The sequence below is a fragment of the Methanobacteriaceae archaeon genome, assembly GCA_013403005.1.
In the GTDB taxonomy this organism is placed as follows: Archaea; Methanobacteriota; Methanobacteria; order Methanobacteriales; family Methanobacteriaceae; genus Methanobacterium.
The window spans coordinates 15,001-31,922 of record JACBOA010000002.1 but is presented as its reverse complement, the minus strand read 5'-3'; the positions used below and the strand labels follow the sequence as shown (position 1 = coordinate 31,922).

Annotated in this window: 22 protein-coding genes (1 of these 22 running past the window's edge); 21 read left to right on the top strand and 1 reads right to left on the bottom strand. The window is 41.5% G+C overall.

What is annotated here, in order from left to right; translation table 11 throughout:
- Positions 1 to 28: 28 nt before the first annotated feature.
- From mcrD to HVN35_02380, 21 genes are all read left to right on the top strand, one after another.
- Positions 29 to 463, top strand: a complete 435-nt coding sequence (gene mcrD, locus HVN35_02480) for a methyl-coenzyme M reductase operon protein D (GenBank protein NYB51419.1) — start codon at positions 29 to 31, stop codon at positions 461 to 463.
- A gap of 2 nt (positions 464 to 465) precedes the next feature.
- Positions 466 to 1,062 (top strand): methyl-coenzyme M reductase I operon protein C, encoded by a 597-nt coding sequence (gene mcrC, locus HVN35_02475; protein ID NYB51418.1) that lies wholly within the window; start codon positions 466 to 468, stop codon positions 1,060 to 1,062.
- A gap of 2 nt (positions 1,063 to 1,064) precedes the next feature.
- On the top strand, positions 1,065 to 1,814 hold the full coding sequence (mcrG, locus tag HVN35_02470; GenBank protein NYB51417.1) for a coenzyme-B sulfoethylthiotransferase subunit gamma: 750 nt from the start codon (positions 1,065 to 1,067) through the stop codon (positions 1,812 to 1,814).
- Between the two features lie 12 nt (positions 1,815 to 1,826).
- A complete protein-coding gene (mcrA, locus tag HVN35_02465; protein ID NYB51416.1) occupies positions 1,827 to 3,482 on the top strand; it encodes a coenzyme-B sulfoethylthiotransferase subunit alpha in 1,656 nt (551 codons plus the stop codon).
- A 58-nt stretch (positions 3,483 to 3,540) separates the two neighbouring features.
- Entirely contained in the window at positions 3,541 to 4,428 is an 888-nt protein-coding gene (gene mtrE, locus HVN35_02460; protein ID NYB51415.1) for a tetrahydromethanopterin S-methyltransferase subunit E, read from the top strand.
- A gap of 12 nt (positions 4,429 to 4,440) precedes the next feature.
- On the top strand, positions 4,441 to 5,166 hold the full coding sequence (gene mtrD, locus HVN35_02455; GenBank protein NYB51414.1) for a tetrahydromethanopterin S-methyltransferase subunit D: 726 nt from the start codon (positions 4,441 to 4,443) through the stop codon (positions 5,164 to 5,166).
- Complete coding sequence (gene mtrC / locus HVN35_02450; GenBank protein ID NYB51413.1) at positions 5,166 to 5,978, top strand: tetrahydromethanopterin S-methyltransferase subunit C; 813 nt, start codon at positions 5,166 to 5,168, stop codon at positions 5,976 to 5,978. The genes mtrD and mtrC overlap by 1 nt, the downstream gene beginning before the upstream one ends.
- A gap of 11 nt (positions 5,979 to 5,989) precedes the next feature.
- Positions 5,990 to 6,289, top strand: a complete 300-nt coding sequence (gene mtrB / locus HVN35_02445) for a tetrahydromethanopterin S-methyltransferase subunit B (protein ID NYB51412.1) — start codon at positions 5,990 to 5,992, stop codon at positions 6,287 to 6,289.
- Between the two features lie 12 nt (positions 6,290 to 6,301).
- Entirely contained in the window at positions 6,302 to 7,024 is a 723-nt protein-coding gene (mtrA, locus tag HVN35_02440; GenBank protein NYB51411.1) for a tetrahydromethanopterin S-methyltransferase subunit A, read from the top strand.
- A 14-nt stretch (positions 7,025 to 7,038) separates the two neighbouring features.
- On the top strand, positions 7,039 to 7,248 hold the full coding sequence (gene mtrF / locus HVN35_02435) for a tetrahydromethanopterin S-methyltransferase subunit F (protein NYB51410.1): 210 nt from the start codon (positions 7,039 to 7,041) through the stop codon (positions 7,246 to 7,248).
- Between the two features lie 2 nt (positions 7,249 to 7,250).
- The gene (mtrG, locus tag HVN35_02430; GenBank protein NYB51409.1) at positions 7,251 to 7,505 is read left to right on the top strand and encodes a tetrahydromethanopterin S-methyltransferase subunit G; all 255 of its coding nucleotides are present in this window, start codon (positions 7,251 to 7,253) and stop codon (positions 7,503 to 7,505) included.
- Positions 7,506 to 7,522: 17 nt separating this feature from the next.
- A complete protein-coding gene (mtrH, locus tag HVN35_02425) occupies positions 7,523 to 8,455 on the top strand; it encodes a tetrahydromethanopterin S-methyltransferase subunit H (protein NYB51408.1) in 933 nt (310 codons plus the stop codon).
- Positions 8,456 to 8,759: 304 nt separating this feature from the next.
- Entirely contained in the window at positions 8,760 to 9,800 is a 1,041-nt protein-coding gene (locus tag HVN35_02420) for a calcium/sodium antiporter (protein ID NYB51407.1), read from the top strand.
- Positions 9,801 to 9,812: 12 nt separating this feature from the next.
- Positions 9,813 to 10,244 (top strand): universal stress protein, encoded by a 432-nt coding sequence (locus tag HVN35_02415; GenBank protein NYB51406.1) that lies wholly within the window; start codon positions 9,813 to 9,815, stop codon positions 10,242 to 10,244.
- A 197-nt stretch (positions 10,245 to 10,441) separates the two neighbouring features.
- Positions 10,442 to 11,914, top strand: coding sequence for a methanogenesis marker 14 protein (locus tag HVN35_02410; GenBank protein NYB51405.1), 1,473 nt, complete (start codon positions 10,442 to 10,444; stop codon positions 11,912 to 11,914).
- A 144-nt stretch (positions 11,915 to 12,058) separates the two neighbouring features.
- A complete protein-coding gene (locus tag HVN35_02405) occupies positions 12,059 to 12,343 on the top strand; it encodes a winged helix-turn-helix transcriptional regulator (protein NYB51404.1) in 285 nt (94 codons plus the stop codon).
- Between the two features lie 66 nt (positions 12,344 to 12,409).
- Positions 12,410 to 12,802 carry a hypothetical protein gene (locus HVN35_02400; protein ID NYB51403.1) on the top strand — a complete coding sequence of 131 codons (393 nt, stop codon included), beginning with the start codon at positions 12,410 to 12,412 and terminating at the stop codon, positions 12,800 to 12,802.
- Positions 12,803 to 13,290: 488 nt separating this feature from the next.
- On the top strand, positions 13,291 to 13,623 hold the full coding sequence (locus tag HVN35_02395) for a hypothetical protein (protein ID NYB51402.1): 333 nt from the start codon (positions 13,291 to 13,293) through the stop codon (positions 13,621 to 13,623).
- Positions 13,620 to 14,402 carry a hypothetical protein gene (locus HVN35_02390; protein ID NYB51401.1) on the top strand — a complete coding sequence of 261 codons (783 nt, stop codon included), beginning with the start codon at positions 13,620 to 13,622 and terminating at the stop codon, positions 14,400 to 14,402. The genes HVN35_02395 and HVN35_02390 overlap by 4 nt, the downstream gene beginning before the upstream one ends.
- A 479-nt stretch (positions 14,403 to 14,881) precedes the next feature.
- Positions 14,882 to 15,478 (top strand): NTP transferase domain-containing protein, encoded by a 597-nt coding sequence (locus tag HVN35_02385; GenBank protein NYB51400.1) that lies wholly within the window; start codon positions 14,882 to 14,884, stop codon positions 15,476 to 15,478.
- Between the two features lie 4 nt (positions 15,479 to 15,482).
- On the top strand, positions 15,483 to 15,758 hold the full coding sequence (locus HVN35_02380; GenBank protein NYB51399.1) for a PRC-barrel domain-containing protein: 276 nt from the start codon (positions 15,483 to 15,485) through the stop codon (positions 15,756 to 15,758).
- Between the two features lie 363 nt (positions 15,759 to 16,121).
- On the opposite strand, the gene HVN35_02375 is transcribed toward HVN35_02380, so the two are convergent.
- Positions 16,122 to 16,922: the 3' portion of a SufD family Fe-S cluster assembly protein gene (locus HVN35_02375; GenBank protein ID NYB51398.1), read on the bottom strand. Its footprint extends 420 nt past the window's final position; the window shows 801 of its 1,221 coding nt (coding positions 421-1,221); its start codon lies beyond the right edge, outside the window; the stop codon is at positions 16,122 to 16,124.

Genomic DNA, 16,922 nt, shown 5'->3' with positions numbered 1-16,922 from the left:
AAATCCAAATTTGGGGGTAAATAACTAAATGGACATCGAAATATTTCCACACAGACTTTTAAGCGCAGATACCACTGAAAAGTTGTTAAACGACTTGGAAAAATTGGAAGGCGTAAAAAGAATGGTAATACACGGACAAAGACTTCCTCAGGATGAAGACAACCCTGACCGCAGAGTCATCACCATTAAGGGTGAAGAAGTTGACTTACAGGTTAAAACAGGGCGTGTTCTAATGGAAATTGAGGAAGAAGAAGTCATTGAACAAGTGAGACCCATATGTGATGATAATCTGCCCTTTGGTTACAACATTCATGTTGGAACCTTTATCAGGAAGCAGAAAACCGTCACCGATGACATAAAATACGGAGAAGCAGTCGATGATATACCTGACGAACTGGTCGGATTAACAGATCAAAACGCACAGCTCAGTGAAAGAGCAACCATAATCAAAAAGAAGGATTAAAAATGATAGGCAAATGTACCCACGTAGTCGATTGTAGAGAAACAATGGGAATGGGCGAAGGAGGCGGAATAGCCCAGAGGGGAACATTTGCAGAGTGTGGAAATGATGTACTGGCCATAGCAATGTCGCCTGGCAGAAGGCACATAACTAAACCAGTATGCGAAATAACCTTTGCCCTGCGAGAAGCCAACATCTTGACCAGCACACTGGTCTTAAACGCAGGAGCAGGAGTCCCTCAGGACGCACCCACTGCAGGAGGAGGCAGCCTTTTCGGTTTAACTCCCAAGGAAAAAGAACAGATTAAAAGGTTCAAAGTGGTTTTAGTGCACCTGGGAGGGGTTCGACATCACATAGTATACAAGGCCCGCCTGATTTTACGTCATGTAAACCGGCCCTGTATTGTAGTATGCGAATACCCAGTTGACTTTGAAGATTTCGCGAAAATCGGTGTTAAAACCAAAGCAGTTATGCCCGAAGAACCTAAAACTAAAGGTGAAATTGTGGACATAATCAGCGGAGTTATAAGAGGAGAAACCTGTCCCCAAGAGAAATTGGATGAAATTATTAGAAAGGTGAGATTAGCATTAGGAGGTGCATGAATATGGCACAATACTACCCCGGAACCAGTAAGGTTGCAGAGAACCGAAGAAGATTCTGCAACCCCGATGTAGAATTAGAAAAATTAAGGGAGATCTCTGACGAAGATGTAGTAAAGATCTTAGGTCACAGAGCTCCTGGTGAAGAATATCCCAGCGTACACCCACCTCTAGAAGAGATGGACGAACCTGACGACGCCATTCGAGAAATGGTTGAGCCACTGGATGGTGCAAAAGCCGGTGACCGAGTACGATACATACAGTTCGCTGACTCCATGTACTTTGCTCCAGCCCACCCCTTCCTAAGGTCCAGGGCTTACTTATGCAGATTTAGAGGAGCTGACGCTGGTACCCTATCAGGACGACAAATCATCGAAACCCGTGAAAGAGACCTGGAAAAGGTTTCCAAAGAACTACTGGAAACTGAATTCTTTGACCCAGCTCGAACAGGTTTCAGAGGAAAAACTGTACACGGACACTCCCTAAGACTTGACGAAGACGGTATGATGTTCGACATGCTCAGAAGACAGGTCTTCAACAAATCCACTGGAAAAGTCGAAGGAGTTAAAAACCAGATTGGTGACGAACTCGACGAACCAGTGATACTGGGAGAACCACTAGACGAAGAAAAACTCAAAAGCATGACCACCATCTACCGTAAAGATGGTGAAGCCTACAGAGACGACGCTGATGCAGTGGAAGTACTGCACAGAATACACGTACTGAGATCCCAAGGTGGGTACGGTCCTGAATAAGGAGGTGGAAAAATGGCTGACAAAATGTTTATAAGAGCATTAAAAGAAAAATTCGAGGAAGCCCCTGACGAAAAGACAACCACCTACTACAAATTTGGCGGATGGAAACAGTCCGAAAGGAAAAGGGAATTCGTGGAAGCTGGTAAAGAAGTAGCTAAGAAGCGAGGAATCCCTCAATACGACCCAGATGTCGGTACACCTTTAGGACAAAGGGTTTTAATGCCCTACCAGGTTTCCACAACCGACACCTTCGTAGAAGGTGACGACCTACACTTCGTTAACAACGCTGCCATGCAGCAGTTCTGGGATGACATCCGAAGAACTGTTATTGTGGGCTTAAACACAGCACACACAGTTATAGAAAAAAGGTTAGGTAAAGAAGTTACCCCAGAAACCATTACCCACTACCTGGAAACTGTTAACCACGCTATGCCTGGTGCAGCAGTAGTCCAAGAACACATGGTGGAAACCCACCCTCTACTAACTGCCGACAGTTACGTGAAAGTGTTCACCGGTAACGACGAAATCGCTGATGAAATAGACCAGAGATACGTCCTTAACATCAACGAAGAATTCCCAGAACACCAAGCTGATGCTCTCAAAGCAGAAGTAGGGGATCAAATGTGGACAGTGGTGCGCATACCAACCATTGTATCCCGAACCTGTGACGGTGGTACCACCTCACGATGGTCTGCCATGCAAGTGGGTATGTCAATGATTTCTGCCTACAAACAGGCTGCTGGTGAAGCCGCTACCGGTGACTTCGCATATGCAGCTAAACACGCAGAAGTTATCCACATGGGTACTTACCTACCTGTAAGAAGAGCAAGAGGGGAAAACGAACCTGGAGGAATAGCCTTCGGATACCTGGCAGATATCTGCCAGTCCTCAAGAGTTAACTGGGAAGACCCTGTCCGAGTAACCCTGGACGTTGTGGCCTCAGGGGCCATGTTATACGACCAGATCTGGCTAGGATCTTACATGTCCGGTGGTGTTGGATTCACCCAATACGCTACCGCTGCCTACACCGACAACATCCTCGACGACTTCACCTACTACGGTAAAGAATACGTGGAAGACAAATACGGTGGACTATGCGAAGCACCAAACACCATGGACACTGTACTGGATGTAGCATCTGAAGTAACATTCTACGGTCTGGAACAGTACGAAGAATTCCCAGCACTCCTGGAAGACCAGTTCGGTGGATCACAGAGGGCTGCTGTAGTTGCTGCAGCATCTGGTTGTTCCACAGGTTTCGCAACCGCAAACGCTCAGACTGCTCTAAGTGGATGGTACCTATCTATGTACCTGCACAAAGAACAGCACAGCCGACTTGGTTTCTACGGTTACGACCTGCAGGACCAGTGTGGAGCATCCAACGTATTCTCCATCCGTGGAGACGAAGGATTACCACTGGAACTACGTGGAGCTAACTACCCCAACTACGCCATGAACGTGGGTCACCAGGGTGAATACGCTGGTATCTCACAGGCTGCTCACGCTGCCCGTGGAGACGCATTCGTCCTGAACCCACTGGTGAAAATCGCCTTTGCTGACCCCAACCTAACCTTCGACTTCAGAGATGTTAGGGCCGAGTTCGCTAAAGGTGCACTCAGAGAATTCGAACCAGCCGGAGAAAGAGCTCTCATTTCCCCAGCCAAATAAATAGGTGTTACCCAACACCTATTTTTTTTTATTTATTTAAAAAAAAGGAGGATAAAATATGGACCCTACGAGTATGATCGCAGGATTAGGTGTTGTTGCTCTAATGGGCGCTGCCGCAACCATTGCTGGTGCTGCAGAGGACTTAGAGTCCGATGTAGGATCACAGAGTAACCCTAACTCCCAGGTGCAACTGGCACCTCAAATGGGTAACCTTCACAGGATGATTAACAAGGCTGTTTCCGGTGAACCTGTAGCCTTTGGTACATGGGCCGGTATAGCCGGTTCTGTAGCTTTTGTTCTGATGGGATCACTGCAACTACCAGTAATAATGTCAATTGCTGGAGGAGCAGCCATAGCAGCTTTAGTACACACTGTATATGCTACAACATCTCACTTAGGAAGGATAGTAAGCCAATCACAATTCAATCAACCATTATTCCTGGATGTTGTTACCTCTCACTTAGGACCAATAGCTGGTCATGGATTTATAGTATCTTTCTGTATTGTAGGATTATCATACCTGATGACTTTAAACTTACCAGGCTTTGCTCACCCATTCGCACTGCCCTTCCTGGCAGTACTGTGGGGAATAACCATCGGTGCTATAGGTTCATCCACAGGAGATGTTCACTATGGTGCTGAAAGAGAATATCAACAATACCCATTTGGAGGAGGTATTCCAGTAGCTATTCACGGTGATATAACCAGAAATGCAGAACTCGGTGCCAGGAACTCCATTGACGTTGTTTACTTCTGTGCCAAGTTTGGTGGACCTGTAACCGGATTCGCCTTTGGACTCATAGTATTCCTGAGCTTCTGGATCACTATAGTTTTCGGAGCTACCGGAGGAGTAATTGCAGGCCTCTTGATAGTCTTACTCTTAATATACATCAACAACCGAATCGAAGTATTTGCCAGAAACAAATACGGACCATACAAGGAATAAGGAGGTTTTATGATGGACCCATTAATAATGATAGGTTCTGTAGCAGTTGCAGGTGTCCTAATTGGAGGAGGTGTGCACTTCTTACCAGTGGGTGGTGCTCCTGCAGCTATTGCAACAGCAACAGGTGTGGGAACAGGAACAGCCATGTTAGCCGCTGGTTCAGCTATGACTGGACTCATCACAGCTGCAGCCATGACTGGATCCCCTCTATGGTTAATCCTAGCATCCGGAGCTGTCGGTTCCATGCTCATGATAGGAATCACCATGTTGGTAGGTAACTGGGTATACATATTCGGTGTAGGAACCGTACCTGCCTCAGCAAAAGTGGAAACTGATCCTTTGACTAAATATAATCAAGAAAAATACGTAACACCGGGAACTGAAGGACACGGAATACCAACCGTATGTTTCGTCAGTGGAATAATCGGCGGACTCCTAGGTGGAATAGGCGGAGGACTAGCTTACTGGGCAGTCTATGAATCACTGGTAACCTTACCTGCATACGCACCATTAATATCAGGATCAACATCAGTGGCAGCAGCCATGGTTGCAGGAATTTTCGCATTAAGTTTATTCTTCGTTAATGCTGTAATTGCTTCCTACAACATTGGAGGAACCATCGAAGGTTTCCACGACCCAAAATTCAAAAGATTACCCAAAGGAGCTGTGGCATGTTTCATAGCATCCATAGTAACCGGACTAATAGGAGTATTACTACTTAAAGGAGGTGTCTTCTAATGTCAGTAGCAGCAGGAGGAGGCGGTGAATCCGCTGTGGATCCAAAAATGACCGCTGGTATTGGAATTATAGGCGGACTCGTAGGCATATACCTAACTCCAATAAACCCTGTACTGGGACCATTACTAGCATCATTAGGTGCTGTTTGTGCCATTATATGGGGTGCAGATGCTATTGCCCGAGTAGCCAGCTACGGTTTAGGTACTGGTGTACCTTCCATAGGATACATGTCCCTGGCAGTTGGTATCATAGGCGCCCTGGCTGGTCTGGCTGGTGGCCTAATGATAGGACCAGCATACACCATGATAGCACCACTATTAGGTGTGGTCTTGGCTGTGATATTGGGTGGAGTAATAGCCATAATAGGTAAAAAGATCATAGGAATGAAAATTCCAGTCCTGGTAACTGGTACCATGGAACTTTGTGGTGCAGCTGCCATATCTGTGCTGGGATTCTCAGCAGCCATTGCCGGAAGTTACGCCATGGCACCCATAGTAAAATCAGTAGTTGCCACGGGATTCATTGGACTAATCTTCATCTTGAACACCATGGCCATCCAACACCCATTCAACGCCTGTTTAGGACCACAGGAAGACAGAGTCAGAACACTGAAACTGGCAGCATCCACAGGATTCATATCCATGGCCATAGTAGGCCTTTTAGGAATCGGATCATCCAGAGCATGGTGGGTTGTAGCCATCATTGGTGCTTTAGCCTGGTTCATATCCATAAGAATGTTCTTACAAGCATCCAAAGACGACGCAGCATCTGTGGCCTGGTCTGGATGGTGGCCTAAAGAGGAGGAACACTAGGAGGAATAAAAATGGAAATATTACCACTCGTCAAAGTCGTTCCTGAAATGAACCTGACCATCGACCCTTCCACTGGTATGGTGGGCGCAGCTGTAGGTGGCGCAGTTATCGTATCAATGGATGGAGTTAACGAACAATTAAACGAATTAGAGGTTGCAGTAGAAGATTTATACACAGCCCTGGATCCAACTACCGTGTCTGAGGGTTCCTACCCTGGAAGGGAAGGAACCTACCTGTTATCCGGTACCTTAACCAACATGGTTTATGGATTCATTCTGGGATTAGTGTTACTACTGGCCATATTGTTATAGGAGGTGTTAAAGTTGGCTGAAAAGAAAGCACCAGCAGAAGGATGGCCTGTAATCAATGGGGACTATGTAGTAGGCGACCCAGAAAGCCCTGTTGCAGCCACTACACTGGCTTCTCACATTGAACAGATTCCAGTGGATGCTGGAGCCGCTATTGCCGGACCCTGCAAAACTGAGAATTTAGGGATCGAAAAGATGATCGCAAACCTCATCTCCAACCCCAACATCCGTTTCTTGATCCTCACTGGATCTGAAGTGCAGGGACACATTACTGGTCAAAGTATTGAGGCGCTCCACGCCAATGGTGTCGACCCTGAAAAGAGGAAGATCATAGATGCAACTGGAGCCATACCTTTCATAGAAAACATACCCGATGAAGGAATCGAAAGATTCCAACAGCAAATGGAAATTGTAAGCATAATTGACGTAGAGGACGCTGCTACCATACAGTCCAAAGTCAAAGAATGCATTGACAAAGATCCAGGAGCTTTCGAAGAAGAAGCAATGGTTATTAAAGTGGAAGAAGGCGGTGGCGAAGAAGAAGAAGGTGAAGAAATACCACCAGTCGCTCCTGAAACCGCTCTAATCGAGGCAAGAATGCGCAACATCCAGACCCAGGTGAAATCCATTGGTGGTCTTAACAGGATGGCCGCAGGAATGTACGCAGGAAAAGTCCAGGGAATAATGATAGGCCTAGCCTTCATCCTGACACTGGGAACCATTCTGCTCTTGAAATAATGGGGGTTTTTTAGATGTTAATATCAAACAAACCTAATATTCGAGGCATAAGAAAAGTAGCAGCAGATGTTAAATACCGAACCCAACTGATAGGCCGAGATCAGAGACTGTTCTCCGGGCTCGTAGCCACCAGAATTTATGGTATGGCACTGGGCTTCATACTGGCAGCTCTTCTCGTCGGTCTCCCAGTCTTATATGTAGTAATGACCAGTAGGGGGGCTTAATCATGGCTGAAGAAGAAAAAGCAGGAATACCAACAGTTATAGTCCCTTCAGAAGAATTTAACAAAGCTAATGAAAGATTAGACGAAATGGATGAAAAGGTTGAATTCACATGGGGTGAAATCAACCAGCGTGTAGGTCAACAAGTAGGCAGGGATATTGGTATTTTGTATGGAATAATTATAGGACTAATAATCCTGTTTGTGGCATTCAAAGTGGTTAAGGTAGGAGCGATCCTATCCACCTTTGGAGGAGTCTAATTCAAGGAGGTTTACGTATGATAAGGTTTGACAAAGAACAAGTGGTTTTAGATGTGGCCGGTGTCAAAGTAGGTGGACAACCAGGCGAATACCCCACAGTTTTAGCTGGAACCATATTTTATGGTGGACACAGCATTATAAGTGATGAAAAAGCAGGAGTCTTCGACAAAGACAAAGCCGAAGCCCTGATAAAAACAATGGAAGAAATGCAGGACGTGACTGGAAACCCATGTATTGTCCAGACCTTCGGTGCAACACCCGAAGCAATGGTTAAATACTTAGAATTCGTGGGAGAAGTTACTGAAGCGCCATTCATGATTGATTCAACTTCAGCAGAAGCCAAAATGGATGGAGCTAAGTACGCAGATGAAGTGGGGCTTGCCGAAAGAGCAATCTACAACTCCATTAACATGTCTTCTGAAGCTGACGAATTGCAAGCTGTTGCTGATACTGATATCTCAGCATCCATAGTTCTCGGTTTCAACCCCATGGAAGCAGGTGTTGAAGGTAAAATCAACATCTGGGAAAACGGTGGAAGTGTACTGGACAAAGGACTTCTGCAAATGGCTGAAGAATGTGGAATCACCAAACCATTCATGGATGTGGCTATCACTCCATTAGGACAGGGTGCAGGACCAGCTCTCAGAACATCCTACGCTGTTAAAAGCAAATGGGGATACCCTGTAGGAAGTGGTATTCACAACGTACCATCCGCATGGGACTGGCTACGAGGATACAAAAAAGACCACCCAGAAGCATGGCCTGTTTGTGACGTAGGATCCAACCTCATCCAGCAATCTGTTGGAGGAGACTTCGTACTTTTCGGTCCTATAGAAAACTCAAAAATGGCATTCCCTGCTTGTGGTATGGCTGATATCTTCATTGCTGAAGCAGCCAAAGATATAGGAACAGAACCAGACGAAGTACATCCAATAAACAAACTTTTATAGGTGTATAACGCCTATAAAACCTATTTTTTTTTAATTTTTCTTAGAAATTAATTCTCCATTCTCAAATTACTAAGCATCAACTCATTATATTAGAATTAAATCTAACCTCATTTCACAATTCACGTTTTTAAATGCTATCTCCATCTAAAATACTAAAATTAAAAACTTTTATATATGATGGGTTACCACTTTTATTGTGTTTTAATCAGATTCTAGTTCAGTATCTTTATATTTAAGGAAGAATTGATTAACACAAAATATATATGGTGGAAAACGGAAACCCTATTCCGGTGATAATTTGTTTATAATAATAGCTCTCATAGGATTGCTGGTAATTTCATTGATAATAGTAATAAAATCAGCCGACGTATTTGTTGATCATATAGTGGAAATAGGTGGAGCTTTAGGTATATCTCAGATAATTTTAGGAGTCACTGCTTCTGCTATTGGTACCTCCCTTCCTGAATTTGGATCAGCAATGATAGCCACATTGACCGGCAGTGCAGATCTGGGAGTGGGAACAGTAATCGGTTCCAATATTTGGAACATAGCTGGTATTCTAGGCATATCTGCCACTGTAGCTGGATTAATCCGTACCAGTAAAGATGGCTTAACCAGAGATTGGATGATGATGCTGGGCACAGGTTTAATTCTCCTATTTTTTATGATATTTGGAGATATAAATTGGCCTGCAGCATTAGTAATGGTCATAGCATACTGTTTTTATTTATGGATTTTAATCAAAGCACAAAAGAAACATAATGATGAAAATGCCCTAAAAGATGAGGAAGAGCCAGAAGAAACAGATGAAGATAAATTAGAAATACAAAAAGCTCAAACTGAAAAAGTTTCTAGTCTAAAAGAATCTGAAGAGGAATCTAAAAAGAAAATTAGCAAAAAATCTGTGATTTATGTTCTTATTGGTTTAGCAGGATTAATTATTGGTTGCAGACTTCTGGTTTACAGTGCTAATGAACTGGGAAACATATTCAGCATACCTGATATGATAATGGGGCTCTTTGTATTGGCTGTGGGTACCAGTATACCCGAACTGGTGGTCACTCTAACCTCTGCCATGAAAGGACTGCATGATCTATCCATAGGAACTGTACTGGGAAGTAACACCTTCAACATATTAATAGGAATTGGAGTTCCTGCACTGTTTCTAAGTGTGCCTGTAGATAGAACTTCCCTGATCTTCGATGCTCCGGTTATGATCGTGATAACCATCTTACTGATGGCACTCATAAAAATGGGAAAAGGCAAATTAAATAGAACCGGAGGCATAATATTATTATTAACATACATAGCTTACGCTGTAATCAGAATATTCATATTTGGTTAATGGGTGATTAGAATGTACGAAAAGATATTAGTAGCCACCATGGGCGAATACATGGACGAGATAATTGACTATACCTTGGATATCATACAGGAAAGGGAAACAGAAGTAATAGGAGTCTATGTAGTGGAAACATCCGTACCCTTTTTAACACCTAAAAAAGTAAAAGAAATGATGGCTGCTGAGTTAAGAGCTCGTGGAAAGGAGATTTTAGACAGCTTAAAGCAAGCATTCCAGTCCCCCAAACATTATATGGTAACTTTTAGGGGAGTAATGCGTGAAGGTAGCCCGGCAGATGAGATCGTAAAATTAGCAGAAGAAGAAGATGTTGACTTAATAGTACTGGGAACTGGAAAGAACCTAGTGGATAAACGTTTACTGGGCAGTGTATCTGAAAAGGTGGTTCACTCAGCCCCCTGCACCATACTCCTGGTTAGAACCAATTAACTAAGCAATAAGCTTTAAATTTTCTTCTTCTAAATCCTTATTTTTTTTTTATTCACTAAATTTTTCAGTATTATATCTAGACCTTTTACATCTGCGATAATATTTTTAAAAAATTTATTCTCATAATCAATTCGCAATGTTTATATTCATTTTAGATAAATTAATTTTGGAAATATTATGAATCTGGGGGTATCAATTTGTCACTACTCAAAAAACTATTAGGTTTAGGCCCAAAACCTGTCATTGCAAAGAGCAGATACATTACCATTGAAGATGCCAAAATGGCACCATTTACCCGTAAAACTGTGGGCAGAGGTTACGGGGCTAATTTGCGTCCTGATGAATATTATATTGTGGCATCAGTAGAACTGGGAAACACCACCACCAAATGTATTTTAACAGCCACCAACCTCAACACCAGTCGAACCTATCTCTTGGATAAAACTGTGAAGATGACCCGGGACATCCGACCACCTAAAAAGGGTGAAAAAGTCTTTGGAGAGACAGTGTGGCACGTGGAACTCACCAAAGAATCAGTATCAGAAATGGTCAGGGATACCATTTTAGAATCTGTGAAGCGTTCCCAGATAAATATAGATGACGATCTGGACTTTGTAGTACGTTCAACCGGGGTCACTGCAGGTTTCGCCTCTCCTAAAGAAGTGGGTGAGCTTATCATTGCACTGGCTGATGGTTGCCTGGAGGCAGGAATACCCCCCAGTAAAATGTCTCCCTCAATTTCCAAGGACAGCTTACCCAAACCATTACAGGAATTCACCCTACTGGATAAAGTCATGTTCGACGGGGCAGTGGTAAGTGTAATTCCCCCCACAGGAAGAGCAGTAGTGGCTAATGAAATGGAAGGTGAACTTGTAACTGCAGGTATAAAAGCAGGCGCCAAGTGGACTGAAGTAGATTATAGAAACCCCTGTGTTTCAATGGATTTCGGAACTACGCTGGCTGGTAGGATAGTTAACAATGATGAACCCTATGCCAGAACCATTGGAAATTTCTGTGGGCTGGCTGGAGCCATTTCCGATGCTATAATTCGTGGAACTGAAAAGGTGGATAAAAGGGGTGGTGCGGCCCTGGATATTTACAATAAAGAAATCCTAAAAAAAGCCGACTGGAAAGCAGCTGAAGAATTCGCAGCCCGGGCGCATGAACATGTAGATATCAGGAAAGTTCCTGAAGGTAGGGAACGTTTCGGAACAGTTCCAGTGGATCCTCAAGCTGCTTACAGTGCAGGAACAACACTTATTGGCTGTGATGTAGGTAAAAATGGAGATGAAATCCCGGAACTCACTAAATTAGGTCATGAAATTATTGAATCAACTGATATTCACACCTTATTTGCTACCCTGGATCATGTCAGTGCCATGGTGGTTAAACGACTCATTTTAGAAGCTTCTGATGAAGGAGTTATTGTGGAGGGATCTATCTTAGGAGTAACTGGCAGAGCAGGAATCACTGGTGAAAAACCAAAAATCATTTTAGAATTTGCCAAAGATTACTTTGAAGATGTTCTGTTTGTCTCCGATGCTCTAGCTCTTGGTTCGGCGGTCATGGCCCGATGCATGAATTCCATGGGAACACCTCACATACCCCTTGGTGGTAGGCAGGGGGGTCCATGCATACTGGGACCCAGAATGAAGTTACAGAAGAAATAATCTTTCTAAGTTTTTCCTGGAAAGTATCCTAAATAAGTCTATAGATCCAGATTTTTTGGGAATTTTATTAAAGAATTTTATTAATTAAAAAATATTTTAGGAATTATAATCATAATATATATCTCACAGAGATTTGTGATCATCATGAAAAGAATTTTATGGTATTTGATTGCTGGTAGTAAAGGGGGGGTCAACAGGGCCAGAATAATCAAAACCCTTCATGATAGGCCATACAATATCAACCAGCTTTCTAAAGAGCTTGATCTGGATTATAAAACCATAAAACATCATATTAAAGTCTTGGAAGATCATGATATAATTTTCAATTCCACTGGTGAGAAAAAATACGGGGCAATGTACTTTTTATCAAATCGTATGGAAGAGAATTACCCCATCTTCTTAGATATTCTTAGTAAAATGGAGCCATAAACTAAAAAAGCATATAAAAAATAAATTTCAATAATACTTAGTTATTTTAACGGAGAGTGAATATAAATGCAAGTAGGAGGAGCAGGCGAGGGTGGAGGCCCTGGATATCACGGAGGAAGTGGCAATGGAATGGGTGGGGGTAATGGGACTGGAATGGGTGGATTTGGATTTGAAAACTCCCAATTAATCACCATCGACATCTTTTTAGGAATCGCCAACATCTGCTTATTACTAGTTTTACTATACATGTATATAGGCAGTTACAGACAATTCAAATCTCAGTTCACCTTTGGGCTGGTAGCATTCGCCCTACTCCTCCTACTGCAGAATGCCCTTTTCACAGGATTTCTATTAACACTGGAAGGTTTCAAAGGCCCTGGAATGGGCACCCCCATATTTTTCTTAAACATCATAGAATTCTTCGCTCTTTCAGTGCTGATTGGCGTAACCAAGGAGTAAAAATCCACTAATGGAGCAATATAGTTGATATTTCAACATCATCTACTTATGCATTCTAATTAATCTAAGCATATTATTTTCACCAACCGGAATCATTAGGTATATGTGTTTTTTTTACTTTTTATTACCAATAGAGAGCTGGTCCCCTTATTATTTTTAACACAATAAATTTTCGTATTTCGTGATTCAAGCACATATTTTATGCATTTTCCATATTTGAACAACTGGAGGCAGATTGAATCTTCGAAGAAAAATTTTTTCGAGTAGTTCTACTTGAATCACATCTGGTAAAGAATTGGGTGTAAACTTGGAAAAAGTATTTTTAAATAAAGGCTTAATTTAGTGATTAAAGCAACAAAAGGCCTTGGATCGAACTGTTCGTATTCAATTCAAACTGTTCGCATTATACTCTATAATTAATATCTAATATCCTGTATTTTCTAAAAATGATTCAGATGATCAAAAAAAAATAAGAGAGTGATTTTAAAATGGTTTATGACATGATATTACCGGCTATGCCCTTTATAGTGGGTTATTTATTTACTTACGCACTTTACAGACTAAATATGATAAAAAAAGCAATTCATATTAACCTATGGAATATGATCATAGGACTTGCTTTCCTAATATCTGCAGGAGCAGGTTTCACCCTCCTGGTAATGCTGGAGCTGGGAGTTTCACTACCTATAAGCCAACCTCTATTATACTGGCATGTTGAATTAGGAGTGACTCTGGCACTGGTCACCATTTTCCACTTCCACACTTACTGGAAGTCTTCAAGAACAATGTTCATTCCTGCTAAAAGGAGGTCTCAGTCATGAGCTTAAAGGAAAAATTGTTAGCCGTACTTTCATCAGTTCCCCTCATTACCTTGACTACCATGTCTGGAGCTTGCGGTGCGAGCTGTCCCTATGGACTGAGCTGCAGTTATCCAGGGCAGTGTGGACGTTTCACAGATTCTGGGGATGGGATATGTGATTTATCTCAGTCTTCATCCTCTCGCACCAGTTCCAACACAGAAACAGCATCATCTTCCTCTTCATATGATCCGGATACTAGTACCTCTACCAGTACCAGTAGCTCTAAAGCAGCTACTGCAACTCAAGATCAGGCTGACCAGTCAAGTGGAGTATCATCCCATGAGTTTAACACATCTCATGATGGAAATACCAGCGCAATAGCAGACCCAGGGTCTGGTGTTGATAGTGGCACTATCCCCAGTGATGGCACGCATTATTTCCTGCTCCCAGTCAGCATCTTACTGATTGGAGCTTATTTATTTACCTATTACTTATTTAGTAAAGGAATATTGGATCAAAGAAAACATCGCAGAATATGGAACCTTCTGGTCACGGCAGGATATCTGGGAACCGGAATTACCGGAGTTTTATTAATATTACTAATAAACTTGGGTATTAAGACCGCATTAAACCCATCGGTAATCTTCTGGCATGTTGAATTATCAATTCTAATGGTTATTGGAACCATTATTCACATCCACCTATACTGGAAACCCTTCAAAAACATGTTCAGGGTTCTTTTTGGTTTCAAAACACATGAAAAAAAGAAAGAAATAGGTACTAGGGGAACTTCAAAGTAGAATTTTCACATGTTTCCCCTTCTCCAATTATTTGGAATATGAACCCTTTATTTAAAAAATAAAAACTAAAAAAATAAAAATAATTTTTGATAATAAAAATAAAAAAACAATTAATTCTATCACTGCTGTGAAAGAGGTTGCAAATAGTTGTTAAAAAAAGTTTTTTAAATCCAAAGAAACTTTCACATCAAAATAGATTCTCCTTCCTTTTTTTAGGCAGCATTATCTATGAAAATTTTTCTTAAAGCCGCTACTAACATATTTTTTAGTTTAATTCCTTTTTTTTAATTTCTCCCATTTTAACCATCATATAACTTCTATTGAAAATTTAACTAACTACTAATGGGGGAAAAATAAAAAATAGGCTGATAAATTAAATTAATGATAAAGATCATAAGTTATGCTCAATTGATTAATGAAAATCTTTAAATTCATAGTTCACCATTAAATGTTTAAAATAATCAAAGATAGGTTTTTATATGGTATTGGCTGTGGTCATGGCTGGTGGAAAGGGTAGAAGAATGAAATCTTTAGGGGAAAAACCCCTTACCATGATTAATGGAAAACCTCTTATTGAATACGTATTGGAAGCATTACAAAATTCGACTCAGGTCAGGAAGATATTGGTGGCAACAACTCCTAATACTCCTAAAACAGCCCGCCATGTTAAAAACCTGGGTTTTGATTTACTTGAAACTCCTGGTGAAGGTTACGTAGAAGACCTCTCTTTTTTGCTTTCCAGGGATGATTTAAAGGACGAAGTGATTCTTACCATCACTTCAGACCTTCCCCTCATAACTAGTGATATCATTGACCGGGTTTTAAATGAGTACCAGAGATCATCTAAACCTGCCATGTCAGTAATGGTATCGGTGGAGATCTTCAGTGAACATGGTCTCCAGCCCAGTTTGGTGCTGGGAAATCTGGTTCCATCTGGATTAAATATATTAAGGGGGAAGAATACAGAACAAGATGAAGAAATTCTAGTCCTCGACAAAATAGAACTGGCATTAAATATTAATAGCCCCGAGGACATAATATGCCTAGAGAAACTAGGGGGAAACTCCGGAAGGTGAGGTTATGGTTGAGAAAGAAGAAAGGAAACTCATTAAAGGGGAAGAAAAGGTTTGGAGTGAAATTAAGGGTTATCAAGTCGCAACAAACAACGCTCGAATCTTAGGCGAGCTTGAAGAACTTATAATAAATGATAGAACTGGAAAAATAACTGACGTGGTTATTAAAGTCGATAAAGGGAGAACAGTAGCAGTTAAAGGCTCTAAACAGAAAGGTGACACCTTACTGGTGCCATTTGGCAAAGTGGAAAAGGTGGGTGAATTCATAATCATTTCTGAATAAAAACCCATCACCCTTTTCAAGTTACCAGTAAATAAATACTTTTTTATCCAATAGATAAGATAGACTCCTTTTAAATTGATTTAAATAAATAATATTCTCTTAACTGAATAAATTCTCTATTTATTGGAAAAATAATTCATTAATAATTTTCATTTCTTATTTCATTTCTCTTTCATGTATGTTATTTTCAGATGACCCCTCCAGTAATTTGAAATCAAAAAAATATAAATTGAAAATAGGCCTTTAAAACAAAAAATAGGGTATTTTCAGCAGTCAAAATAATTATTGAAAAAACCCATTAAGAAACCCTTTAACAAAAACAAAAATATAATAAGAAAAAAGAGAATTAAACTGTAAATTTGTTTACATTCCTTTTAAACTCTGGTCGAGCATGCGTTTGGTTTCAGCAGCAAGTTCTGGTGGCAAACCAGTGATATCCATGCTTAAAAATCCTCTGACAATCATGGATGCGGCTTCTTCCTCAGTTAAACCTCGAGATGTGAGGTAAAGAACTTCTTCCTCTGCAATTTTACCAACTGCTGCTTCGTGGGACATTTCCAGTTCAGTGGCACTACCTTCCAGTTCTGGTACGGCGTAAATCATGGAATCATCTGATAAGACCAGACCATGGCATTCCAGGTGTCCTTTGACATTTTGGGTCTTCCCTGCTAAATGTCCCCTTGAGAAGATTTGTGACTGGTCTTTGGACACTGCCCGGGATACCATCTCTGCACTGGAACCTTTACCTTCCAGGATAACTCGGGAACCCAGATCAAGGATAGAATCTTTCTGACCTCCCAGTATGGACTGGAATACTACCTTAGAATTTTCACCCCTGCAGTAGGCGGTGGGATAGGATTGTATGGTTCTAACCGGGCTGGTGAGTATGTAATTATTTATGTAGGTGGCATTGTCATCCAGAATAATAGCTGTCCTGGGACGGACCTCCACTTGTTCTCCCCAGTTATGTACCATGGTGTAGGATATTTTCGCATCTTTTTTGATGTAAAACTCAGAAACACCTATGTGGAGTGCTGATGAAACATCAGTTCCCGTGGCACAACCAGTTATCATGTGTATTTCCGATCCTTCTTCGGCAATAACGATATTATGTGCTTTTTGAGCTAATCTCTCATCTCCAATGAACATACAGGCTTGTATGGG